The organism is Blautia caecimuris (genome assembly GCF_024622975.1).
Lineage (GTDB): Bacteria > Bacillota > Clostridia > Lachnospirales > Lachnospiraceae > Blautia_A > Blautia_A caecimuris.
This window is the reverse complement of record NZ_JANJZT010000022.1, coordinates 36,826-57,156: the sequence shown is the minus strand read 5'-3', so window position 1 is coordinate 57,156 and position 20,331 is coordinate 36,826. Positions and strand designations below refer to the sequence as shown.

16 protein-coding genes are annotated in these 20,331 nt (G+C 42.6%); 14 read left to right on the top strand and 2 right to left on the bottom strand.

Translation table 11 applies throughout. From position 1 onward, the window contains the following. Positions 1–6: 6 nt before the first annotated feature. From NSA57_RS13690 to NSA57_RS13670, 5 genes are all read left to right on the top strand, one after another. A complete protein-coding gene (locus tag NSA57_RS13690; protein ID WP_257465112.1) occupies positions 7–942 on the top strand; it encodes a GerMN domain-containing protein in 936 nt (311 codons plus the stop codon). After that, positions 936–3,284: a DNA internalization-related competence protein ComEC/Rec2 gene (locus NSA57_RS13685; RefSeq protein ID WP_330671349.1), complete on the top strand. Its 2,349-nt coding sequence runs from the start codon at positions 936–938 to the stop codon at positions 3,282–3,284. The genes NSA57_RS13690 and NSA57_RS13685 overlap by 7 nt, the downstream gene beginning before the upstream one ends. Before the next feature lie 121 nt (positions 3,285–3,405). Beyond that, positions 3,406–3,810, top strand: a complete 405-nt coding sequence (locus tag NSA57_RS13680; RefSeq protein WP_173752614.1) for an arsenate reductase family protein — start codon at positions 3,406–3,408, stop codon at positions 3,808–3,810. Between the two features lie 50 nt (positions 3,811–3,860). After that, the gene (locus NSA57_RS13675; protein WP_257465110.1) at positions 3,861–5,294 is read left to right on the top strand and encodes a citrate/2-methylcitrate synthase; all 1,434 of its coding nucleotides are present in this window, start codon (positions 3,861–3,863) and stop codon (positions 5,292–5,294) included. A gap of 247 nt (positions 5,295–5,541) precedes the next feature. Then, positions 5,542–6,099: a manganese efflux pump MntP gene (locus tag NSA57_RS13670; protein WP_257465109.1), complete on the top strand. Its 558-nt coding sequence runs from the start codon at positions 5,542–5,544 to the stop codon at positions 6,097–6,099. A 180-nt stretch (positions 6,100–6,279) separates the two neighbouring features. Here the strand turns inward: NSA57_RS13670 and NSA57_RS13665 are convergent, their stop codons facing one another. Then, complete coding sequence (locus tag NSA57_RS13665; protein ID WP_257465108.1) at positions 6,280–7,833, bottom strand: nitrite/sulfite reductase; 1,554 nt, start codon at positions 7,831–7,833, stop codon at positions 6,280–6,282. Positions 7,834–8,159: 326 nt separating this feature from the next. On the opposite strand from NSA57_RS13665, the gene NSA57_RS13660 reads away from it, so the two are divergent. The 4 genes from NSA57_RS13660 (at position 8,160) to NSA57_RS13645 (ending at position 12,844) form a co-directional block, all read left to right on the top strand. Next, positions 8,160–9,185 carry a LacI family DNA-binding transcriptional regulator gene (locus tag NSA57_RS13660; RefSeq protein ID WP_257465107.1) on the top strand — a complete coding sequence of 342 codons (1,026 nt, stop codon included), beginning with the start codon at positions 8,160–8,162 and terminating at the stop codon, positions 9,183–9,185. An 85-nt stretch (positions 9,186–9,270) separates the two neighbouring features. Beyond that, positions 9,271–11,154: an anaerobic carbon-monoxide dehydrogenase catalytic subunit gene (gene cooS / locus NSA57_RS13655; RefSeq protein ID WP_147598685.1), complete on the top strand. Its 1,884-nt coding sequence runs from the start codon at positions 9,271–9,273 to the stop codon at positions 11,152–11,154. Positions 11,155–11,170: 16 nt separating this feature from the next. Continuing rightward, the gene (locus NSA57_RS13650; protein ID WP_022067889.1) at positions 11,171–11,617 is read left to right on the top strand and encodes a 4Fe-4S dicluster domain-containing protein; all 447 of its coding nucleotides are present in this window, start codon (positions 11,171–11,173) and stop codon (positions 11,615–11,617) included. Positions 11,618–11,620: 3 nt separating this feature from the next. Then, positions 11,621–12,844, top strand: a complete 1,224-nt coding sequence (locus tag NSA57_RS13645; RefSeq protein WP_257465106.1) for an NAD(P)/FAD-dependent oxidoreductase — start codon at positions 11,621–11,623, stop codon at positions 12,842–12,844. Between the two features lie 99 nt (positions 12,845–12,943). Here the strand turns inward: NSA57_RS13645 and NSA57_RS13640 are convergent, their stop codons facing one another. Beyond that, positions 12,944–14,029, bottom strand: a complete 1,086-nt coding sequence (locus tag NSA57_RS13640) for a LacI family DNA-binding transcriptional regulator (RefSeq protein WP_257465105.1) — start codon at positions 14,027–14,029, stop codon at positions 12,944–12,946. A 298-nt stretch (positions 14,030–14,327) separates the two neighbouring features. Here NSA57_RS13640 and NSA57_RS13635 point away from each other — a divergent pair, with 298 nt between their 5' ends. From NSA57_RS13635 to NSA57_RS13615, 5 genes are all read left to right on the top strand, one after another. Next, positions 14,328–15,656, top strand: a complete 1,329-nt coding sequence (locus tag NSA57_RS13635; RefSeq protein WP_257465104.1) for an ABC transporter substrate-binding protein — start codon at positions 14,328–14,330, stop codon at positions 15,654–15,656. Positions 15,657–15,757: 101 nt separating this feature from the next. After that, positions 15,758–16,651 carry a carbohydrate ABC transporter permease gene (locus tag NSA57_RS13630; protein ID WP_257465103.1) on the top strand — a complete coding sequence of 298 codons (894 nt, stop codon included), beginning with the start codon at positions 15,758–15,760 and terminating at the stop codon, positions 16,649–16,651. Positions 16,652–16,692: 41 nt separating this feature from the next. Continuing rightward, the gene (locus NSA57_RS13625) at positions 16,693–17,532 is read left to right on the top strand and encodes a carbohydrate ABC transporter permease (RefSeq protein ID WP_257465102.1); all 840 of its coding nucleotides are present in this window, start codon (positions 16,693–16,695) and stop codon (positions 17,530–17,532) included. A gap of 49 nt (positions 17,533–17,581) precedes the next feature. After that, positions 17,582–18,829: an alpha-L-fucosidase gene (locus NSA57_RS13620; protein WP_257465101.1), complete on the top strand. Its 1,248-nt coding sequence runs from the start codon at positions 17,582–17,584 to the stop codon at positions 18,827–18,829. Between the two features lie 5 nt (positions 18,830–18,834). Then, entirely contained in the window at positions 18,835–20,298 is a 1,464-nt protein-coding gene (locus NSA57_RS13615) for an alpha-L-fucosidase (protein WP_257465100.1), read from the top strand. Positions 20,299–20,331: the final 33 nt, after the last annotated feature.

Here is a 20,331-nt window from a genome sequence, read left to right as displayed (position 1 = left end):
TGCCGGATGAAGAAATTTTTAAGTGTCCTTCTTCTGGCTGTTTCTGTATGTATGCTGGCTGCCGGCTGCAGTATTGAAGTAGAAGAACAGCAGACGCCGGATAAATACAGCTTTTATTATCTGAATGCAGCAGAGACAACTCTGGAGAGGGAAGCATATGAACCAAAAGAGGAATCAGCAGACTTTATGGTCCGTGAGCTGATGCAGAGCATTGGAAACAGGAAGGTTCCGGAGGACGGGATCGCACTGCTTCCGGAAGAGGTAATACTTAATTCTTATGATTTTCAGGATGATGTGCTGGTTATTGATTTCAGCGCCCAGTACCATGAAATGAGCAGAGCCAGAGAAGTCCTTACCAGAGCCGGGATTGTAAAAACCTTTTTGCAGGTGCCGGATATCCACCGTGTTCGATTTACTGTGGAGGGGCTGGAGCTTACGGATTCCCGGAACAATAAGATCGGGGATATGACAGAAGAAAGCTTCCTGGAGCTTTCCGGCAAGGATACCGATTACAGGTATGATACTTTTACCCTGTATTTCGCAGACAAAAGCGGGAAGAAGCTGGTAAAAGAGGAGAGAAATATTTATTACAGGCGTACCCTTCCAAAAGAAAGAGTGGTGCTGGAACAGCTTGCCAAGGGTCCCATGGAGGAAGGGCATTATGCGGTGATTCCGGAAAAATCCGTGATCCTCAGCGCTACCATTGCAGACCGGATCTGTTATATCAATATGAACAGGGCGTTTCAGGAGGAAGCACTGGATGTGTCAGAAAGCATTCAGATCTATTCTGTAGTGAATTCTCTTCTGGATTCCTGTGAGGCAGATAAGGTTCAGCTTTCTGTAGAAGGAAGTATGGACGGAAATCTGAGAAGCAGTATGCCCCTTTATACATTTTATGAAAAAAATGATCAGTTGGTGGTTCACGAAAAAGAGGAATCCTGACAACTGTCATTCATATCTTTTTACATGATTTTATACGGAAAGGAAGGCAAATGACAAGACGTCCGGTTTGTCTTGTTTGTCTGTTCCTGATGCTGTGTATGTGTCTGGCTGATCTGGCAGGGGTTCCGCTGATACGCGGAACTCCTTTGCCGGAAACAGTGCAGACCTACATAAAAAAGCATCCGGACTCTGTGATCTGCGGGGAGGTACAGAGATGCCAGGCAACGGAATTTTCCTTTTCTGTCTATCTGAAACAAGTCGTTCTGATCTGTCGGTCAGAAAAAATTCCCATTGAAAATGTAAGAGTATTTTTAAAAACAGAAGAAGAGCTTCCGGCAGGCACGGCTGTGTGTATTTCCGGGAAGCTGGAACAGGTGGAAGCGCCGAGAAATCCCGGTGAATTTGATTCCAGGCAGTATTATGCCTGCCAGCACATTTATTATTTTATGAAAAATGGAATCATAAAAAGAAAAAGCAGAGCTTATTCAGGATATCAGCAGTTTTTGCTTGAGCTGAAGGACCGGATACATACGGTACTGAAGCTTTCTGCAGGCAGGGATGCGCCGGTTTTTGAGGCAATGCTTCTTGGAGAAAAAAGTGAGCTGGATCAGGATCTGAAGCTCCGGTATCAGATGGCGGGAATGGTTCATATTCTTGCTATATCAGGCCTGCATATCAGTATTCTGGGGATGGGGCTGTTCTCCCTTTTAAAAAGAATCGGGCTGGGGAACGCAGGGGCAGGACTTGTCTCTTTGTATGTGATGCTTCAATATGGAATGCTTACAGGAGGAAGCGTGTCTGCCATGAGAGTAGTGTGTATGTTTGTTTTAAATGTAGGAGCAAGAGTTCTGGGACGGACCTATGATCTTATGACTGCACTGGCTCTCTCAGCAATTTTTCTTCTGCTTGATTCCCCTGCATATCTTTACAGCAGCAGTTTCCTTTTATCCTTCGGAGCAGTTGTGGGGCTGGGGGCGGTATCGCCACATCTGATCAGAATTACAGGCGCAAAAGGAAAAGCAGGGAAAGCTCTGATTTCTTCTCTTTCTGTTCAGGCCGTAACGCTTCCGGTTATGCTGGTGTTTTTCGGAGAGGTGTCTGTGATCGGAATCCTTTTGAATCTGTTTGTTCTTCCCACTGTGGGAGGTGTTCTTATAAGCGGCCTGTGCTGCTCAGTGCTGGGGCTTTTCAGTGTGAATGCAGGGAGGGCGGCAGCGGTTCCGGGCAGAATACTTTTATGGCTTTACGAAAAAGTCTGTACGTTTGCCGGAAAGCTGCCTTTTTGTACCTGGATCGGGGGGCTTCCGGAAATATGGCAGAGTATCAGCTACTATCTGCTGCTGGCATCAGGAATTATCCTGGCATATGTTATGGCATCCGGGATACAAAAAAAAGAAGAAAATCAGTTGGCTGTTGGGAAAAAAGTGTCCGAGAACTCGGACAAAATCAGAGGAGTGTTCAGGAAAGCTGCAAAAAGGGCGTATCCTGCAGGGATTTTTCTTCTGGCAGCTGCGGCAGGGATTTTTGTCCTTTCCCGGAAACCTGGAAAGGAGCTCAGAATTACCTGTCTGGATATCGGACAGGGTGACGGGATTGTGCTGGAAATTCCGGATGGAGGAGTTTTCCTTATGGACTGCGGAAGCAGCAACAAGAAAAATACAGCCCAGTATCAACTTCTGCCTTATCTGAAAAGCAGAGGGATTTCTCATATAAACGGGATTATGATCTCCCATACAGATAAGGATCATATCAGTGGGATCATGGAGCTTCTTGAATTTATGGAGCAGGGCCTGACCTCTGTAAGAAGCGATGCTCTGATACTTCCTGACTGGGAGGAACCGCCGGAAGTATACAATACTCTGATCCATCTTGCGCAGAGTGCCGGAATGAAGGTGCTTCAGGTGGAAAGTGGAAACAGTTTTCGTATGGGAGAAGCCGGCTTTCATATTCTGGCTCCTGCAAAAGACGCTCTGGGAGAAGATGTGAATGAAGAAGGAATGGTTGTAGAGCTGGAGTACAGAGATTTTCGCGGACTTTTTACCGGAGATGCAGGAGAACCTGCGGAAAAAGCAATCCTGAACAGGCTGAGAGATGTGGATTTTTTAAAAGTAGGGCATCATGGTTCCCGTTATTCTTCCTGCCGGGAGTTTCTGGATCAGGTGAAGGCAGAGGTTGCAGTGATCTCATGCTCAGACTCCAATACCTACGGGCATCCCTCACCGGAAACAACACTCCGTCTGAAAAAATCAGGGGCAAAAACAGAATTTACCATGAAAAGCGGGGCTGTGTCAGTCTGTACAGATGGAAAGAGGATGTGGGTACAGAGATTTTTGGAAGAATAAATTAGGAATTTTCAAAAAAACTTGATTTTTCTTTAGCTCTTTTATATGATAAAACGTGAAAGGGAAAAAGCAGAAAATGTTTGACAGAATCTGACAGAATGAACCGGATGTCTGCCGGACTATGTGTTTTTACAGGAAACAGCTGAAAAAGCTGAGAAATAAAGGAGGATGCAAAGTGAAAGTTTTAGTTTACAGAAAATGCAGTACTTGTCAGAAAGCTCTTAAATGGCTGGACGCACATGGCATCAGCTTTGAGGAAAGAGCAATGGTAGAAGAACATCCAACATATGAAGAACTGAAAGAATGGTATGAAAAAAGCGGAATGCCCCTTAAAAAATTTTTTAATACAAGCGGAAATCTTTATAAACAGATGAATCTGAAGGATAAATTAAAGGATATGTCAGAGGAAGAGCAGCTGAAGCTTCTTGCCACAGACGGAATGTTGGTGAAAAGACCTCTTGTAGTCGGAACAGATTTTGTTCTGACAGGATTCCGTGAAAAAGAATGGGAAGAAAAAATGCTTTAAGCTTCAGACAGAACAATTGAGTTTCGGGGAAAGGAAACGGAGGAATAAAAATGTCAGATCATGAAATGATCAATCTGGATGAAATGGGAAGCCTGAAGACCAGTATGGAGAGCCTGCAGGAAACACTTCTGAATAATCACCGGATCGATCCAAACCTTTATATTGAGTATGATGTAAAAAGAGGACTGAGAGATTCAGCAGGTAAAGGCGTTCTTACCGGACTTACAGAAATTTCAGATGTAAATGCCTATGACCTTGTAAATGGAAGGAAGATCCCGGCTGAGGGAAGTCTGTATTACCAGGGCTATAATATTTATGATCTGGTAAACGGACTGGAAGGACATAAATTTGGATTTGAGGAAACCATTTATCTTCTGCTTTTCGGACAGCTTCCTTCAGAAAAGGAACTGGAAATGTTTAAAGAGGTGATGGCGCAGTTTGAAACTCTGTCAGGCCGGTTTGTGCGGGATGTTGTGATGAAGGCGTCCAATGCGGACATTATGAATTCCATGCAGAGATGTATTCTTACCTTATACACCTATGATTCCAGACCGGAGGATATTTCTGCAGAAAATGTTCTGCGCCAGAGTATTGAACTGATTGCCAAGCTGCCGCTGATCGCAGTTTATTCCTATCACTCATACCGCCATTTCCGTAAGGATGAGACTTTATTTATCCGGAATCCGCAGAAGGGGCTTTCTCTTGCAGAAAATATCCTTCTGATGCTGAGACCGGACAGCTCTTACACAGAGCTGGAAGCCAAGGTTCTGGACATTGCTCTGATGCTTCATGCAGAGCATGGCGGAGGAAACAACTCTACGTTTACCACCCATGTGGTTACTTCATCAGGAACAGATACCTATTCCTCAGTGGCAGCTTCTATCGGCTCTCTGAAAGGTCCGAGACACGGCGGGGCAAATCTGAAGGTGCAGGATATGTTTGCCGATATCAAAGCCCATGTGAAAAACTGGACAGATGAGGCAGAAGTAGAGGCATATCTGTGCAGGATTCTGAATAAAGAAGCCTTTGATCATTCCGGTCTGATCTATGGAATGGGTCATGCAGTATACACTCTGTCCGATCCCCGTGAGGTGATACTGAAAAAATTTGCCCGCAAGCTTGCCGAGGAAAAGGGAATGATGGAGGAATTTGCTCTTTATGAGCTGGTGGAGCGACTGGGAAGCCGTCTTGTTATGGAACAGAGGAAAATGTTTAAAAATGTGTGCGCCAATGTGGATTTTTACAGCGGTTTTGTATATACTATGCTGGGCATCCCCAAGGAACTGTTCACACCTATTTTTGCCATTGCCCGAATTCCCGGATGGAGCGCTCACCGTCTGGAAGAAATCCTTAACGCTGGCAAGATCATCCGTCCTGCATATAAATATGTGGGACATCATAAGGAGTTTGTTGCGATGCCGGACAGAGATCCCTGCATGGAGTATCCTTGTATGGATGAGGAAAATGATAAAAACGGGGATTGAAAAACAGAATTATTTCTGGTATACTGAACCGACATAAGGGAGTAGTCGGTATCATATGGAAAAATAAGATTTTTGAAAAATGGTATGATGAGGTCAACATTCTGGAGTAGATCCTGGCCCCATCTGAAATGACGAGACTTATCTGCACAGGGCGGATAGTCTCGTTTTTTGGTGCCCTGTGCAAGAAAAGCAGATCGTCTGTGCTTACTACTTCTCTGATAAAATACTTACATTGGAGGAAAATCAAATGGGATTATGGGAACTTTTTGTACTTGCAGTGGGACTTTCCATGGATGCGTTTTCTGTGGCAGTCTGTAAAGGACTTTCTGTCTGTCAGATCAGAAAAAAGCAGATTCTGACCGTAGGACTGTATTTTGGATTTTTTCAGGGATTTATGCCCCTGGTGGGATATCTTCTGGGAACTGGCTTCCAGGAAAAAATCCAGAGCATTGATCACTGGATCGCATTTATTCTTTTGTCCCTCATCGGTATCAATATGATCCGGGAATCCGGAGGAGAGGCAGAAAATCTGGACGCCTGCTTTACATTTAAGGCAATGCTGCCTCTGGCTGTAGCCACAAGCATTGATGCTCTGGCAGTGGGAGTGACATTTGCGTTTCTGAAGGTTCAGATCATTCCGGCAGTGAGCTTTATCGGAATTACAACCTTTGTGATTTCCTGTGCGGGAGTTCTGATCGGAAACCGGTTTGGGGCAAAATATAAATCAAAAGCAGAAATTGCCGGAGGTATCGTCCTGATCCTTATGGGAGTTAAGATACTGTTGGAGCATACCATTCTGGCCTGAAATAATCTGGAGAGAACATATATTTAATTTTTACAGAAAAAACGCCGCAGAACTGCTTTCGGACACCTGGTTTTACAGATAAAATACGTAACCAGGGCGACCGGCAGATCTGCGGCATTTTCAGTACCATAAAGCGATCCTCAGGAACTGAGGGGGTCTGAAGCAGAATTGTCCTATTTGTTATGCAATAAGATAGTCTGCTGCCATTCGTTCAAGCTCTTCCGGATTGGCATTTCTCCATGTATGGAAATCCTGTCCGGACAGGGCAACTGTTTTTCCAAGGGTAACAAGAAACTCAGGAATATCTTTCTGAAGAATGGTTCCGATTTCTTTTCCCATGGATTCATTTCCCTGTGTCTGACAGCCATTGATATAAAGCACAAAAGCCGGATGAACTTTGCCGTCCACAGATTTTGCGGCGCCACGGAAACCGATCTCTCCGGTCTGATGTGTTCCGCAGGAGGACGGGCACCCGGAAATATGGATCTGTGGAAGGGCTCCGTCCGGAATTTCTGCGTCACGGACTGCTTTTACGCAGGAGAGCAGAAGCTCCTGAGAGTCGCGAAGCCCGATCTGACAGATGGAAGCTCCGATACAGCTTACAGAGGTTTCAAAAAGAGATTCAGCTCCGTCTTTTGTCAGTTCCAGAACTTTTTCTGCTTCTTTTCCGGTAAGATTTACAATATATGCGCTTTCATCCGGAGAAAGACGGATTTCCGCATCTCTGATGCCCGCAAGATATTCTGCAAGACGACAGAAAGACTCAACAGAAGGCTGACCGCCAATAGGATGCCAGATAACAGTGTAGAGTCCCTCCTGTTTCTGGGCAATCACACGGGAACTTTCCGGAGCATTGCCGTCCGGCTGTTTGGATACCGAGGAAACATTTACAGTAATATCCAGATCCTCTCCGGAAGCAAAAACCTCATCCAGTTTTTCCAGATATGCTTTTTTATAGTTTTCAGCGCCGCCCAGAGAATCCTGCATGTAGCGGGTTCTTGCTTTTGCACGGTTTTCATAATTTCCGTATGCGCAGAAAGTCAGCCACATGGCTTTAATATAGTAGAGAATCTTTGATGGCGGAACAGATTCAGCAACCCTGATACCAAGGCGGGGATTGTTTCCAAGTCCTCCGGCGCTGTATACGTCAAAGGTTCCGTTTTTATTTGCTGCAAATCCCAGGTCACGGTAGGTTGCATGAGTAAGGTTGGCAGGTGAATTTGAGAATCCCACCTTTAATTTCCGGGGCATTTTCGGAGCTTTTATAAAATTCATAAGATATTCTCCGGCAGCCTCTGCATAGGGCAGCACATCAAAATATTCGCCTGATTCCACACCGGAAAGAGGAGAACACATGACATTGCGGGGGAAATCACCGCCTCCGCCCATGGTAACAATACCTGAGGAAAGCGCTTCTTCTGCCAGTGTGCAGATAGTATCCGGCTGAAGATCATGAAGCTGGACTGTCTGACAGGTAGTAAAATGGATACGGCTGATCTTGTGCTCCTGAATCGCCTTTGCTGTAAAAGCAAGCTTTTCCTTTGTGATTCTTCCGGCAGTCATCCGGAGACGGAGCATTCCCTTTTTTCCGTCTTTTTGTGCATAGCTTCCGTACAGACCGGAAAAGCCTTTGTAGTCTTTTTTTGTTATTTCGCCGTTATAAAATGCTATGGTTTTTTTTCTGAAAGCGGGCATATCCTGTTTCCAGGACTGCGGATCGATTTTGTAATTCATTCATGTACCTCCGTTTAGATGAACCTGCAGCAGTAAAAGATGATTCTGCGCAGATGTTTTTAAGTGAAAAAGTCAGGAAGTCCATATGGAGCAAAAACTTTCTGACATGTTTATATTATAAAAGTGTGGGAGAAGAAAGTCAAAATAAATTAAAGCGCCAGAAGTTCCGGACGCTAAGAAGGAAACACAGAAAAAGAGGCGGAAATAAAGCCTGAAACAAGGCTGCCTTCATTGCGCAAAGCAAAGGAAACTGATATACTGAAAGAAACCGTTCTGTGTATTTTCAGAGGGGAAAATTGTGTGGTAATCATGCATGGGGACAGAATATGAAAAAGAAGGACAGAAGTGGAACAACCATTAAAGACGTAGCGCGGGAAACGAATCTTGCGATTTCTACAATCTCCAAATATATGAATGGAGGTACAGTTAGAAAAAAGAATCAGGAGTTGATTGAGGCAGCAGTAAAAAAGCTGAATTATTTTCCAAATAATACTGCCCGATGGCTTCGGACAAGCAAAACTTACAGAGTAGGTGTAATAGCAGGAATTGTAAACAGTCCTCATACGTCAGCGATACTGAATGAAATAGAAAAGAAGCTCAGAGACCATGGATATTCAGTTTCGTTTTTCAGTTTTGACGAAAATCTGGATAAAACAAAAGAATATGTGGAGTATATGATTTCAAATGGAGTGGATGGAATGTTGATCACAATTCCGGGAAATACGGAAGGTCAGCTGATTTTTCCGGAGAATCTGAGGATTCCGGTGGTTACTATTGAGGAAAACAGTGGAGTCATACAGGGGGATTGTGTACAGACAAGTTGTACTCAGGGAGCTTATGAGATTACGGAGCATCTGATAAAAAACGGACATTCCAGTATTGCGGTTATTGAGGGACGCAGAAATTCTCTGACTGCCAGCGAGAGAATGAAAGGATATTTCAGGGCTATGGAGGATTATGGAATTCCTGTAAGACCGGAATATGTTGTTCAGGGGGATTATATCTATCAGGGGGGATATCTGGGAATTCATGAGCTGTGGAAGCTTAATGAAAAACCAACAGCTGTTTTTGTTACAAATTATGACATGAGTATGGGAGCTATGGAGGCAATTTATGATTTGGGAATCAGAATTCCCGAGCAGCTGTCAGTTGTTGTTTTTGATGATTTTGAGCTGTCTGTTATGGTAAATCCAAAACTGACATCAGTACGTCAGCCGCTTGCAGAACTGGCAGATGCAGCCTGTGAGCTTTTGCTGCGCAGGATGAATGGAGATGAAAGTGATTATCCGAAAAGAATCAGGATGATGCCATCCTGTATTTATCGGGAGTCTGTTCAGGATCTCAACAGATAGTGAAAAATTTATCAAATAATATAGTTGACTATTTTTGTCCAGAATGATAAAATATTGTCAATCAAGAAAAATGGAGGGTACAATTATGAATCAGTGTTTTGGATGCTCTACCTGCAAAAGCGCAGATAAGCCGTTGGAAGGATTTATCGCGGATCTGCCTATGGAAACTTCCCATCACAGAGTAGAGGGACAGAGTGCAAAGTGTGGATTTGGTCTTCAGGGTGTCTGTTGCAGACTCTGCTCTAACGGACCGTGCCGTATCACACCAAAGGCGCCAAGAGGAATCTGCGGAGCAACTGCAGATGTTATTGTAACAAGAAACTTTTTAAGAGCAGTGGCATCAGGCTCCGGCTGCTACATCCACATTGTAGAAAATACTGCACTGAACGTACTGAAAACAGCACAGGCAAAAGGCGAACTGAAAGGCCTGAATGCGTTAAACTATCTGGCAGATGAAATGGGCATTGTATGTGATGACATTTACGAAAAGGCAGAAAAAGTTGCGCGTAAGGTTCTGGATGATCTGTATAAGCCGGAATATGAAAAAATGGAGCTGGTAGAAAAGCTTGCCTATGCACCGCGTTTCCAGAGATGGAAAGAACTGGGGATTCTTCCGGGAGGTGCAAAGGGAGAAGTATTCCACGGAGTGGTAAAATGTTCTACAAACCTGAATTCCGATCCGGTTGATATGCTTACAGACTGTCTGAAGCTTGGAATTTCCACAGGACTTTACGGACTGACACTGACAAATCTTCTGAACGATATTCTCCTGGGAGAGCCTGAGATCCGCATGGCTCCGGTAGGACTTCGCGTAATTGACCCTGAATACATAAATATTATGATCACCGGACATCAGCATACAATTTTTGTTGATCTTCAGGAAAAACTGAAAAGCCCGGAAGCAGTTGCAAAGGCACAGGCGGCAGGTGCAAAAGGCTTTAAGCTTGTAGGCTGTACCTGCGTAGGACAGGATCTTCAGCTTCGCGGCGCTCATTACACAGAGGTATTTGAAGGACACGCAGGAAACAACTACACAAGTGAAGCGGTTCTTGCCACCGGCGGAATTGACGCAGTTCTTTCTGAGTTTAACTGTACTCTTCCGGGAATTGAACCGATCTGTGATGAGCTGAAGATCAAACAGATATGTCTGGATGATGTGGCAAAAAAAGCAAATGCAAAAATGATGCCTTTTGATTTTGACAGACGTGAAGAGCAGAGCATGGAAATCATTGACGAGATCGTAGAAGCATATAAGGCCCGCAGAGGCAATGTTCCTATGAATCTGTTCCCGGAGCACGGAAACGACGATACCTTAACAGGTGTAAGTGAAGTATCTCTGAAAAAATTCCTGGGCGATACCTGGAAGCCGCTGATCGATCTGATCGTATCCGGAGATATCAAGGGAATTGCCGGCGTGGTAGGATGTTCTAATCTGACAGCAGGCGGACATGATGTGCTTTCCGTAGAGCTTACAAAAGAGCTGATCGCAAAGGATATTCTTGTCCTGACAGCAGGATGTTCTTCAGGCGGTCTGGAGAACTGTGGTCTTATGGAGCCTTCCGCAGCGAAGCTGGCAGGTCCGAAGCTTCGCGCAGTCTGTGAAAAACTGGGAATTCCGCCTGTATTAAACTTTGGTCCCTGTCTGGCAATCGGCCGTCTGGAGATTGTTGCAACAGAGCTGGCAAAAGAAATCGGCGTAGACCTTCCTCAGCTTCCGCTGGTACTTTCTGCAGCACAGTGGCTGGAAGAGCAGGCGCTTGCAGACGGATGCTTCGGTCTGGCTCTGGGCTTGCCGCTCCATCTTGGACTTCCGCCATTTGTAACCGGAAGCAAGCTGGTGACAAAGGTTCTGACAGAGGATATGAAACAGCTTACAGGCGGTCAGGTAATCATTAACGGAGATGCAAAGGAAAGTGCAGATATTCTGGAAAAGATTATTATGGAAAAACGTGCTGGCCTGAATATTTAAAAAGGAGGCTGCTTATATGAAAAGAATTATCATAGAAGCTGAAAAATGTGACGGATGCAAAAGCTGCAGCCTTGCCTGTATGCAGGCACACAGAAAGGATTCCGGAGATATTTATACCCTGGATCTGAACGATATTAATAATGAAAGCCGTAACTTTATCTATAAACAGCCAGACGGCTCCTACCGTCCGATTTTCTGCCGCCACTGTGATGAGCCGGAGTGTGTGATCTCCTGTATGAGCGGCGCTCTTACCAAGAATCCGGAGGATGGACATGTTTATTATGACAAAGAGAAATGCGGTTCCTGCTTTATGTGTGTAATGAACTGTCCGTACGGGGTTCTGAAGCCGGATGATGCAACAAAATCTGTAGTGATCAAATGCGATTTCTGCAAAGATCTTGGCGGAGAGCCAAGCTGTGTAAAAGCCTGTCCGAAGCAGGCAATTCACGTAGAGGAGGTATAACATATGAAATATGTGATAATCGGAATCGGCGCAGCAGGTATGACTGCAGCCAAAACTCTTCGTGAACTGGCTCCGGAAGATGATATCGTAATGATTTCTGTAGATGAAAAGCCACATTCAAGATGTATGCTCCACAAATATCTGAGCCATGAAAGAGATGAAGACGGACTGAATTTTGTTCCTTCAGATTTTTTTGAGAAAAACAGGATTACCCAGGCTGCAGGACAGAGAGTAGAAAAGCTGGATACAGAAAAAAAACAGGTGATCTGTGACAAGGGCTTTGTATGTTCTTATGATAAGCTTCTGATTGCTACCGGAGCAGAAAGCTTTATTCCTCCTGTGGGGGCTCTTCGTACTGCGCCGAATGTATTTGGGCTGCGTCATTTAAGTGATGCAAAAGCAATTGACAAATGTGCAGAAAACGCTCAGAAAGTTGTGATCATTGGCTCCGGACTGGTAGGACTGGATGCTGCCTACGGACTTCTGGAACAGAAGAAGGACATTGTGATCGTGGAAATGGCTGACAGGATCCTTCCTATCCAGCTGGATGAGACAGGAGCTGCACAGTACCAGAAGCTTTTTGAACAGGCAGGCTGTCAGTTCCGCCTTGGCAGAAGAGGCGCAGATACTGTCTGCAATGATGCCGGTGAAGTTACTCATGTGGTTCTGGATGATGGAGAGAAGCTTTCCTGTGATCTGGTGATCGTAGCAGCCGGAGTGAGAAGCGCTGTAGCGGGATTTGAGGACAGTGGTATTCTCATTGACCGCGGAATCCAGGTAAATGATTATCTGGAAACAAGTGTCAAAGACGTTTATGCAGCAGGTGATGTGACAGGACTTTCCGGAATCTGGCCAAATGCTCAGAAGCAGGGCAAAATTGCAGCTCAGAATATGGTCCTTGGCAATAAATATCAGTATGAAGACCGTTTTGCCGCAAAGAACACCATTAATTTCTTTGGCCTGGTTTCTCTGTGTGTGGGAAAACTGAATCCGGAAGAGGGAGATGAAGTTATTGCCAGAGAGGCAGCCGATCAGTATCAGAGAGCGATCTTTACAGACAATAAACTGGTGGGATTCCTTCAGCAGGGTGATATTTCCCATGACGGAATTTATCAGTACCTGATCAAGAATCAGATTGATCTCAGTGATAAGAAAGACAGAATATTCAGCCTGAGCTTCGGAGACTTTTACGGAGTAAAAGAAAACGGAGAATATAGCTGGACATAATAAAGAAACAGAACAGAAAAAGAGTACAGTCCTTATTTATGCTTATGAGGAACTGTACTCTTTTATTTATGTATGCACGACAGTCTGTTATATAGAGAGTTATGGAGTTGAGACAGGTTTGCTGGTCTTATGATGTAATGTTTTTTGTCCTGCATATAGATTTCGAACCGATTTTCCAGAATGGAACTGCACATTTACAAATTCTGTACAGGGAAAATTACTGTAGTCGCCGCAAATACGACGAAGCAGGATTTCGCAGGCTGTATTTCCGATAGAAGTAAGATCCTGTGCGACGCAGGTCATGGAAGTATGCATAGCCCGGAAAAGGGGATCATAATCAAAGCATACCAGAGAAATATCATCAGGTACATTAAGAGAGACAGAATTGATTGCCGACAATCCTCCCATTGCAGCCAGATAATTAGTAAAAAAAATGGCAGTAGGTGGAGAATCACTTTCTAATATTTTCTGAAGCCTTTGTTTATTCTGAAAAATAACAGATTGGGTTTCGGAAAAAATAATAGGTGCATCATCAGATGGACTTTGAGAAAGCTTGATTCCATGTTGCCTGTATATATCTAAAACTGTCTGAACTCTGGTTTCTATTGTATACGAGTACTTAGAGTGGTTCAGTATATATATATTTCTATGTCCGTTCTGAAAAAGATGCTCTGCGAGTAGAGCACTTCCTCCATGATTATCAGAAAGAACACAGTCTACAGGATATTTTTGTCTCATAACTGGAAGTTGGTCAAGGACTACGACAGGGATTCCGGCCTCCTGAAGCAGGTGATAATAGTAATCCTGGTTGTCAAAAGGAAGCATAACCAGTCCCTCGAAGTTTTGAGAAATAATATCCTGAATGACAGCTTTTTCACGTTCTTTATCAAAATTGTAGGAGCAGGTAATAACAGTATATTGGCGGCTGGTAAAATAATGTGATACAGTTCCAATTACAGGCCCCCAGAAGTAATTACCCAGATCAGAAATAAGAACACCAATAGTACGCGTTTTTTTTGAACGGAGCATTTGAGCAGAACGATTAGGGTGATATCCCAGACGTTGAATTGCATCCTCAATCAGTTTTCGATTATTTTCCTGTATTTTTATATTGTTCAGATATTTAGAAACAGTAGCGGTAGAAAGTCCTGTTTCTTTCGCAATATCTTTAATTGTTATCTTCATAGAGCTCTCCTTTCAACGGCTTCGTATGAGAACATCTGTATAACTTTTCTTAATGATATCATGAAATTTCAGAATTTACAATTCTATACTATAGATTATAAATACTCTTATATGGTGAAAAACAAGATAAAAACAAAACGATTATAGTTAATAATACCAAAAAAATATAAAAATTTTATGTAAAAATGCTAAAAAAAACTTATATAAAAAGAAAATATTGACAAAAATGATAGGGGGGGGGTAAAATAAAAACACAAATAAAACGAAACGTTTAATTAAAGCGAAAGGAGAAAACAAAATGAAGAAAAAAATGATTGCTGCCATGACAGCCCTTGCAATGGTAACATCTACTGGAAGCGTAGTATTTGCAGATGAGACTGTGGATTACGATGTGGAGAATCATGAATTTAAGGATGTTACGATTACTCTTCATACCAGATGGGATGAAGCGGATATCTCAGGTCCTCTCTATCAGGATATTGTGGATGGTTTTATGGAAAAATATCCTGGGATTACTGTTGAATGTATTAACATTCCTACTGAGTCCGAATGGCTGAATTCAGAGTCTGTTCTTATGTCTGATGAAAGCTCCATGCCAAATATTATTCAGGAATATGGCGGTTCTCGTACAGCTGGATATATTGAGCAGGATTTGATTGTTGATATGACACCTTATTATGAACAGTATCCGGAATGGAAAGAAAGATTTAACGCTATGGGTGAGAGTCTTACAGATTTCAGTACATATGGATATGAAGGGAGTTATGGAATTCCTTTTACTGCATATCAGGTAATGCTTTTCTATAATGAAGATATTCTGAATGAAAATGGTATAGATCCGGCATCTATTAAGAGCTGGGATGATCTTATGGCAGCCTGCGAAAAGCTGAAATCTAATGGCGTACAGCCTTTTGAAATGGGAGAGAAAGATGATTACCGTTTTGGACATCTTCATTCAGCGTTAAACTATAAAACATATGGATGTGATATGGCAGAAAAGCTTGGAACAAGAGAAGTTGCTTATGATGGAGAGGAACAGAAGGAAATTTATCAGATGATTAAAGATGCTGCTGACAAGGGATATCTTGGCACAAACCTTCTGGGTATTGACGATGGGCAGGAAAGGTCTCTTTTTAATACAGGAAAATCAGCTTTCCTGTTTATGGGAACCTGGTATTGTGCAGAAGATAAAACCGGCGTGGAAATTTATGACAACGAAAAAATTCATGCCATGCGATTTCCGTATGTAAATGAGGAATTTGAGTTTCAGGATATGGGCGGTGGAAATGAGGCCTATTATGTAGTAGATACTGGTGATCCGGAGGAAGTTGCAGCATCCGTTCTTTTCCTTAAATATATGACAAGTGAAGAAGTTGTCAACACCTTTGCAGAAGGTTATCCATCTCCGCTTTGTGTAGAAATTACAACGGATGCAGGAAACTATCTGAGCAAGGAGGCAAGTGCTATTATTGCAGAAACAGAAGAAGTGCGCGGCGATATTGAAAATTATGATATGGCAACACATATGATTAATACTGTTCGTCAGGCACTTCAGGGAATTGCAATGGGCTCATCAGTTGATGATGTAGGAAAGACGATTACAGATCTGATTGCAGAGTATGAATAAATAAAATAAGTACAGGTAATGCATTGAATACATAATGCAGGGCGGGTGTCACCAGCGAAAGTGTTCGGTGATATCCGCCTTTTATAATTGGAGGGATGATTATGTTTCTAAAATCAAAAAATTACAGAAAGTCCTATCTGAAATCTATTCTTTTTATTCTTCCGGGTGTTGTACTGACAGTTGTCTTTGTTATTTATCCTGTTATAAATACAGCATGGCTGTCTTTGAATAATTGGAATGGTATTGGCGGAGCGCCGGTAACATGGGTGGGGTTGGAAAATTATATTAAAGTTCTTACAAGTGACAAATTCTGGAAAAGTATGCTGAATGCGCTGTATTTTATGATTGGCGGTTTCTGCATCCTGATGCCTATTGCTTTTGGTATGGCACTTCTTGTAACATCCAAGCTGAAAGGAATCAAGTTTTTTAAGACATCTTATTTAATGCCGGTCATGTTGGGAACAACGGCTGTAGGACTTATGTGGACATTTATATTAAATGCTAATTTTGGCGTTCTTGCACAGTTTTTAAGAGCAATAGGACTGGAAGAACATATTATAAACTGGCTGGCAACACCTACTGTCAATATATGGTGTATTGTTCTGGTAAATGAGTGGATGTATGCGGGATATAATATGCTTATTTTTGCGGCTGGTATTGTTGCGATACCGGATGAAATTCATGATGCAGCTTTGTTGGATGGATGTACTGGTTTAAAAAAGATTATTTATATTACAGTTCCGCTCTGTAAAAACATGTTTATGGTATTCTCAGTTATCTGTGTTACCGGATGTCTGAAGGCTTTTGATCTTGTGTGGGCAATGACTGGCGGAGGTCCTATGGATTCCAGTGCCACACCAGCTGTTCTTCTTTATACGCAGGGCTTCCAGTATAAGCTCATGGGGCGAAGTGGAGCGATCAGTATTATTCTTCTGGTAATGGGACTTGGATTGTCGGTATTGCTGAACAACGTGATATTTAAAGAGAGAGACTGATAACTGGCAGGATAACCGGTCCTTGAAGAAAGGAGAACATAATGAAAAACTACAGAACTTCAAAAAGAATAAAGACTTTTGCGCAATATTTTATTGCTGTTTTTATGGCGGTTGTAACCTTTTTTCCATTGATCGTAACCTTTATTTCTTCATTAAAAACAAATGACGAAATTCTTCTGGGAATGTTTTCCATACCAAAGGAACTGCATTTTCAGAATTATCCGGATGCGATCAGAATTGCCAATGCATTAAGATCTATTGGGAATTCACTGTTTGTAGCTATTGTTACACTGATTGTAACGGTTGTTATTGCGATGCCGGCTGCATATGTGATTGCAAGAAAAAGTTTTGGATATCTGAAAGCAGCTTACTTTTTATTTATGGCAGGGGTTATGGTTCCTGTACATTGTACTCTGGTTTCTGTATCAAAAATTTCCAGCGCGCTTGGAACGAAGAACAGCTATACTTTCCTGATACTGATCTATACAGCTTTTAATCTGTCTCAGGCAATCTTTTTGTTTACCGGATATATCCGAGGGTTGGACAGAGGGCTGGATGAGGCGGCAAAAATTGACGGCTGTGGAGATTTGAAGCTTCTTACAATGATCATTACGCCAATCTGTAAGCCAATCATTGCAACAGAAGCAATACTTGTATTTATTTATGGTTACAGTGAACTGATATTTTCACTGATTCTGATTACGGACAGTAATAAGTATACGATTTCAAGAGCAATGCTGAATTTTACAGCAAACTTTACAACTGATTATGGTCCGCAGTTTGCGTTTGTCATTATGTCCATGATACCAATGCTGATCATTTATCTGTTTCTTCATGAGAAGGTGGAGGCAGGTATGCTCGCAGGCGCTGTAAAAGGTTGATACATATTATTTGTGCTATATTTTGTGCTATATATGGAGGGTTTCGATTATGAAAGATACAAAACAAAAATGGTTCAAGGATGCGAAATATGGACTGTTTATCCACTGGGGACTTTACAGTATTCTGGCCGGAGAGTACAAAGGGATCAAAACTGACAGGATTGCAGAGTGGATTGAAAATGATCTGAATATTCCCGTAGAGGAATACAGAAAGCTTGCAGAACAGTTTAATCCCACAGGCTTTAATGCAGATGATTTTGTAAAACGTGCAAAAGAGCAGTGGGGTATGAAATATATCGTTCTTACTGCAAAGCATCATGAAGGTTTTGCCATGTATGATTCCAAAGTCAGTGATTTTAATGTGGTAAAAGCAACTCCGTATGGAAAAGATATTCTGAAGGAACTTCAGCTTGCATGCGAGAAATACGATGTGAAAATGGGATTTTATTATTCTCAGGCACAGGACTGGGATGATCCCAACGGATATATGCACAGAAAGGATAATTCAGGAAAAGATTTCCAGAAATATCTGGATGAAAAATGTAAACCTCAGATAAAGGAACTTCTGGAAAATTATGGAGATATTTGCCTGATTTGGTTTGATACTCCGATGGGGATCACCGTTGCACAGACGCAGGAACTGATCGATCTTGTAAAATCTATTCAGCCAAATTGCCTTTTAAGCGGACGTACAGGAAATCATATGGGCGACTATATGACAACCGGCGATAATTTTATTCCAAGACTTCCCTATGAAGGGGACTGGGAGATACCGGCTACTGTAAATGATACCTGGGGATTCAATAAATTTGATACAAACTGGAAAAAACAGGATGATATTATCAGTCGTCTGTTGAAGATTGTAAGTCGAGGTGGAAATTATCTTCTGAATGTTGGACCTACGGCAGAAGGAACTGTTCCGGAAAAATGTGTGGAGGTTCTTGATGAAGTAGGAAAATATGTTACTGAGAACAGTGAGGCTATATTTGGAACAAGACCTCTGGGAGTTTATGCATATGAAATTCCGGGAATTGAACTTACAGGAAGAGCACACAAACTTTATGTACATGTACTTTCTCCAAGAACCCGTATAGAGCTTCTTAATATTGGAAACGAATTAAAAGGCGCTTATGTGTTAAGTACAGGAGAACAGTTGGAATACAGTACGCTGAAATGCTGTGAAGGCGATGGTATGATTGAAGTAGAACTTCCAGAGAAGCTTCGTTCCCAGAAGAATTTCTGCGTGTGTCTTGAACTTATAGAAGAAGAGCCGATATTCGAAGCAATTAAGGGGTAAACCGTATGGATAAAAAAGAATATCTTAAAAAAATTGACGAAGTGAATTCACGGGGACCGTACACAGATACATGGGATTCTCTGTGTGAGCATCCGACACCGGTATGGTATGAAAAAGGAAAGTTTGGAATTTTTATCCACTGGGGCGTATACAGTGTTCCTGCATTTGGAAATGAATGGTATCCAAGGAATATGTATAAAAAAGGAACGGCTGAAAATCTTCACCATGTAAAAAAATATGGCACATTGGATAAATTCGGATATAAAGATTTTATTCCCATGTTTAAGGCTGAAAAGTTTGATCCTTCTCAGTGGGCAGAATTGTTTCAGGAAGCCGGAGCTCAGTTTGTAGTTCCGGTAGCAGAGCATCATGACGGATTTAAAATGTATGCCAGCGAGCTGGGATGCTGGAATTCGGCGCAAATGGGACCAAAACGAGATGTCCTGGGTGAACTTAAGACTGAGATTGAAGGAAGAAATATGGTCTTGGGTGCATCTACCCACCGTGCGGAAAATTACTGGTTCTTTAATGGTGCGCGCGAGATACCGGAAGCAGATGTGAATAATCCGGAGTATGCTGCACTTTATGGAGCAGCAGCCGGAATAACCAGAGATCATACAAATATTTATGATAATCCGCCCTCAGAAGAACATATGGAAACCTGGCTTGTCCATACCTGTGAACTGGTAGATAGGTATCGTCCGAAATTAATCTTTTTTGACTGGTGGATCCAGCAGTATGCATGGAAGCCGTATCTTAAAAGGTTTGCAGCTTATTATTACAATCGTGCAGAGGAATGGGGCGTTCAGGTTGCTATTGACGCGAAATTTGATGCGTATGTTCACGGAAGTGCGGTAAAGGATCTGGAAAGAGGACAGCTTGACCATATTACTCCGGATCTCTGGCAGAATGATACGTCTGTTGCAAGAAATTCCTGGGGTTATACAGAAGGAAATGATTACAAAAAGCCATCGGATATCGTTCTTGATCTGGTCGATGTAGTCAGCAAAAACGGCGCATTACTTTTGAATATCGGTCCGAAATCTGATGGAACTATTCCTGATGAAGATACCCATATCCTCCGGGAGATCGGAAAATGGATGAAGGTGAACGGAGAGGCTATTTACGGAACAAAATACTGGAAGGTTTTTGGTGAAGGACCTACCGTAGTTCCGGAGGGACATTTTACAGATACTTATGAGAAGAAGTTTACCTCGGAGGATATCCGTTTTACAAGTAAGGGGAATCATATTTATGCTATTGTGCTGCACTGGCCGGAGGACGGAGAAATTCATATAAAATCTCTCGGAAATGATATGAAGCTTTTAAAATCATCTATAAGGGATATTGAACTTCTGGGAACAGAACTGCATCCGACCTTTGACCGGACAGAGACTCTGAAGATTTTTTGCGGAAAAGTGATCGAACCGGGAGATATGCCTGTTGTATTAAAAATAACCATTGACTAAATGTGCGGGATGCCTGTAAAAACGGCAGAAAGG

Coding starts and splice junctions, on each gene's coding strand:
- NSA57_RS13660 (WP_257465107.1), top strand. CDS start 8,160: ATGAAAAAGAAGGACAGAAGTGGAACAACCATTAAAGACGTAGCGCGG.
- cooS (WP_147598685.1), top strand. CDS start 9,271: ATGAATCAGTGTTTTGGATGCTCTACCTGCAAAAGCGCAGATAAGCCG.
- NSA57_RS13630 (WP_257465103.1), top strand. CDS start 15,758: ATGTTTCTAAAATCAAAAAATTACAGAAAGTCCTATCTGAAATCTATT.
- NSA57_RS13635 (WP_257465104.1), top strand. CDS start 14,328: ATGAAGAAAAAAATGATTGCTGCCATGACAGCCCTTGCAATGGTAACA.
- NSA57_RS13650 (WP_022067889.1), top strand. CDS start 11,171: ATGAAAAGAATTATCATAGAAGCTGAAAAATGTGACGGATGCAAAAGC.
- NSA57_RS13690 (WP_257465112.1), top strand. CDS start 7: ATGAAGAAATTTTTAAGTGTCCTTCTTCTGGCTGTTTCTGTATGTATG.
- NSA57_RS13645 (WP_257465106.1), top strand. CDS start 11,621: ATGAAATATGTGATAATCGGAATCGGCGCAGCAGGTATGACTGCAGCC.
- NSA57_RS13620 (WP_257465101.1), top strand. CDS start 17,582: ATGAAAGATACAAAACAAAAATGGTTCAAGGATGCGAAATATGGACTG.
- NSA57_RS13680 (WP_173752614.1), top strand. CDS start 3,406: ATGTGTTTTTACAGGAAACAGCTGAAAAAGCTGAGAAATAAAGGAGGA.
- NSA57_RS13615 (WP_257465100.1), top strand. CDS start 18,835: ATGGATAAAAAAGAATATCTTAAAAAAATTGACGAAGTGAATTCACGG.
- NSA57_RS13640 (WP_257465105.1), bottom strand. CDS start 14,029: ATGAAGATAACAATTAAAGATATTGCGAAAGAAACAGGACTTTCTACC.
- NSA57_RS13670 (WP_257465109.1), top strand. CDS start 5,542: ATGGGATTATGGGAACTTTTTGTACTTGCAGTGGGACTTTCCATGGAT.
- NSA57_RS13665 (WP_257465108.1), bottom strand. CDS start 7,833: ATGAATTACAAAATCGATCCGCAGTCCTGGAAACAGGATATGCCCGCT.
- NSA57_RS13675 (WP_257465110.1), top strand. CDS start 3,861: ATGTCAGATCATGAAATGATCAATCTGGATGAAATGGGAAGCCTGAAG.
- NSA57_RS13625 (WP_257465102.1), top strand. CDS start 16,693: ATGAAAAACTACAGAACTTCAAAAAGAATAAAGACTTTTGCGCAATAT.